The organism is Mesorhizobium sp. M4A.F.Ca.ET.090.04.2.1, from assembly GCF_003999085.1.
Taxonomy (GTDB): Bacteria; Pseudomonadota; Alphaproteobacteria; order Rhizobiales; family Rhizobiaceae; genus Mesorhizobium.
In genome coordinates this window covers 1-3,155 of the sequence record NZ_RZOT01000635.1, presented here as the reverse complement: position 1 = coordinate 3,155, position 3,155 = coordinate 1, and the positions used below count along the sequence as shown (strand labels likewise).

Genomic DNA, 3,155 nt, shown 5'->3' with positions numbered 1-3,155 from the left:
AATGGAAGGCGCCGAGGTCCATGCCGACTGGCTGGCGACAGGCGCTTCCGTGCCGGTCGATCCGCATGTCAGCGGGCCGTTGTCGCGCGCGCTGGCCATCCCCGCGTCGGTCTATATCCGGACAATCCGGCGCCGCAAGGCGCTGGCCTCAGCGATGGACGAGCGGCTGGCCGCGGTCGATGTGCTGGCCCTGCCGACGACGCCGGTGGCGGCGCCGACCATCGCCTTGATGGCTAGCGACGCGGCGCTGCGCGAGCGGACCGAAGGCCTGCTGTTGCGCAACACCCAGGTCGCCAACCAGTTCGATCTCTGCGCCATCTCTGTGCCGATGCCTGGAACGGCGCGTCCGGCCGGGTTGATGCTGGTGGCCCGCAACGGCCATGACCGCCATCTGCTGCGCATCGCGGCAGAAATGGAGCGGCTGCTCTGACGAGCAGCGTGCCCACGGCAATCAGTGCGCCGCGCAGCGCCTGCGCTCGGCTTTGCCAGAGGCGCGTTCGATACGCGTAACGACCAGCATGGGCGGCTCGTTCGGCTCACCGCGATGCTGGATCGATCCTCTGACGACGAGCTTTCCCGCGTGGAGCTTGTCTGATGTATCGGGTGCGGCCCTGTCTTGCAGCGGCAATTCGGTGGTGTTGAGTGCCACGCCTTTGACGACCTTGCCGGTGCCCAGATCCAGCGCGTTGCCTGAGGGACAAGGGGCTCTGAAGCAGACGAGTCCATTGCTGCAGTAGACATAGTCGCTGCTCTCTGTCGCAGCGAGTGTGGGCGAGGCCGCGATCGAACATGCGGCGAGAACCAAGGATGCCAAGCGACGATTCAACATGGCTTCAGCGTCACCAAGAATTGAGGCGGAAGCGCGGTGCATTTCACCTGTCGGCCGGAAACCGTCGACGGTAGTGGTCGACCACGTCCGGATTGCGCAGATTTGCCGGCAGCTTGCCGGCCAGCACCAGCAGCGCCTCGCCCGCCGCGCCGACGCCCATGCGCATCATCGACTCCTCGGTGATCCCGGCCATATGCGGGGTGACGATGACATTGTCGAAGCTGAAATAGGGATGGTTCGGCGGCAGCGGCTGCGTCGCAAAGACGTCGAGCGCGGCACCGCCGATGCTGCCCTTGCGCAAGGCTTCGATCAGCGCATCGTCGTCGACCACCGGCCCGCGCGAGACGTTGATCAGCAGTGCGTTCGGCTTCATGCGCGAAATGCGCTCGCGGCTGATCAGGCCGCGCGTCTCCGGCGTCAGCGGACAGCAAAGCACGATGATGTCGCTCTGCTCGACCAGCGCGTCGATCGACAGGAAACCGACCTTGTCGGGCGCCGGGCGCATACTGCGCGTCGTTGCCACGACATTGAGGTCGAAGCCGTGCGCGGCGATATGGCCGACCGCCTGGCCGACCGCTCCGAGGCCGACAATGCCGATGGTCTTACCGGCGAGCTCGGTGTTGGCGTTGGCATGGTCGCGTCCGGCGAGCCAGCCCTTGGCGCGCAGGTCGCGGTCGACCATGCGAAAACGCCGAAGCAAGGCCAGCGTCACGAACATCACGTGCTCGGCGACCGAGCGCGCATTGACCGCCGGCACGTTCGCCACCAGCACGCCGGCTGACGTTGCCGCCTCGACCGGGATCATGTCCAGCCCAGCGCCATGACGGATCGCGGCGCGCAGCTTCGCGGCGCCGCCGAAGAGCTCAGGTGGCAGCGGCGCACGGACGATGACGATATCAGCATCCTTCGCCTCGGCGGCAAGCGTTTTGCCATCGAGGGCGGAAGCGACGACCAGCTTGCCTGCCCCGGCCAGCATGGCGGAGGCGCGCGGATGCAGCGGGTGCGTCGACAGGATTCTGGGCATGTGGCTCCCGTTTGTTTGCCGCATTTCTGCGATGCCAAGCGATGCCGCTTGGGCTGCAAAATGCTCTAGGCCTTTTCGAGCGCCGGGCTTGTCGGCTCCGTCCCACGCCCCTCGATCAGGCCCTTCCAATAGCTTTCGGCGCCTTGCAGATGGGCGTTCATCAGCGCCTGGGCGAGGTTGCCGTCGCGGCGCAGCAGCGCCTCGTAGATCTGGATATGCTCTGCATGCGAGCGCACGCTGCGCTCGGGATCGTTGAAATAGATCGGCAGGCGCTGCTCGCCCATCAGGTAGTAGACGCTGCAGATGTTGTGGAAGATGCCGTTCTTGGTGGCGCGCACGATCTCGAGGTGGAACTCGCGGTCTTCCTTGGCCAGACCCTCGCCGGCGGCGATACGCTCCTCCGAGGCTTTCAGGATCTCGCGCAGCCGCTCGAAATTCTCCTCGGTGGCGCGTGAGCAGGCAAGCTCGGCGGCCTTGATCTCGTGGATCTTGCGCAACTCGACCGTTTCGTAGATCTGGATCGGATCGAGCGGCAGGCCGGCGCGGGCGAAAAGGGCCAACGCCTCGACGCTCGCCTGCTTGGTGTCGACATAGATGCCGGATTTGGCGCGGCGTTCGACGATCCGCATGGCTTCCAGGATGGCCAGCGCTTCGCGGATCTGGCCGCGGCTGACGGCGAAGTGCTCGGCCAGTTCGCGCTCCGACGGCGTGCGACCCGTCTCCTTGTCCGATTTGGAGAACAGATAGGCGGCGAGTTCCGCGAGAAGGTTCTTTTCTTTCATCGTCAGCAGCGTTGCGCGTTCGCCTCCAGGAATCGCTCCGAGATTGTGAATCCCAATCCGGGCTTTTCAGGGATCGCTATCATACCGTCCTTTGCTTCGACAGTCTCTTCGATAAGATCGTGGATCATCGGGTTGGCGCCGAGCGAGTATTCGACGGTGAAGCTCGCCGGCGAGGCGGCGCAGACATGCAGACCGGCAAAGAAGCAGGGCGCGCCGGCCCACAGATGCGGGGCAAAGCGCAGGTTGAAGGCGCTGGCGATGGTGCCGATCTTCATCGCTTCGCTGATGCCGCCGCAGAAGGCGGGGTCCGGCTGGAAAATGTCAGCCGACTTCAGAACGGCGAGGTCGCGGAAGGCATAGCGCGTCGCCTCGCTTTCACCGGTGGCGATCGGGATCGAGCTCGAGGCGCGAACTTCGGCCATGCCCGGCTTGTCGTCGGCGATCACCGGCTCCTCGAACCAGGCGAGGTCGAGGTCGCCGGCAAGCTGGATGAAGCGCTTTGGCTCGGCCACCATATAAG

At 65.2% G+C, this 3,155-nt stretch carries 5 protein-coding genes; 1 reads left to right on the top strand and 4 read right to left on the bottom strand.

Features of this window, described 5'->3' with window-relative positions:
- On the top strand, positions 1-430 hold a 430-nt coding region (locus tag EN781_RS29470; RefSeq protein ID WP_245492684.1), incomplete at its 5' end, for an amidase family protein.
- Between the two features lie 21 nt (positions 431-451).
- On the opposite strand, the gene EN781_RS29465 is transcribed toward EN781_RS29470, so the two are convergent.
- The 4 genes from EN781_RS29465 to EN781_RS29450 form a co-directional block, all read right to left on the bottom strand.
- On the bottom strand, positions 452-829 hold the full coding sequence (locus EN781_RS29465; RefSeq protein ID WP_126059354.1) for a hypothetical protein: 378 nt from the start codon (positions 827-829) through the stop codon (positions 452-454).
- 43 nt (positions 830-872) lie between these two features.
- The gene (locus EN781_RS29460; protein WP_126058211.1) at positions 873-1,853 is read right to left on the bottom strand and encodes a hydroxyacid dehydrogenase; all 981 of its coding nucleotides are present in this window, start codon (positions 1,851-1,853) and stop codon (positions 873-875) included.
- Between the two features lie 65 nt (positions 1,854-1,918).
- Positions 1,919-2,635, bottom strand: coding sequence for a FadR/GntR family transcriptional regulator (locus EN781_RS29455; protein WP_126058212.1), 717 nt, complete (start codon positions 2,633-2,635; stop codon positions 1,919-1,921).
- Positions 2,636-2,637: 2 nt separating this feature from the next.
- A partial coding sequence (locus EN781_RS29450; protein ID WP_281034404.1) for an enolase C-terminal domain-like protein occupies positions 2,638-3,155 on the bottom strand: 518 nt, incomplete at its 5' end.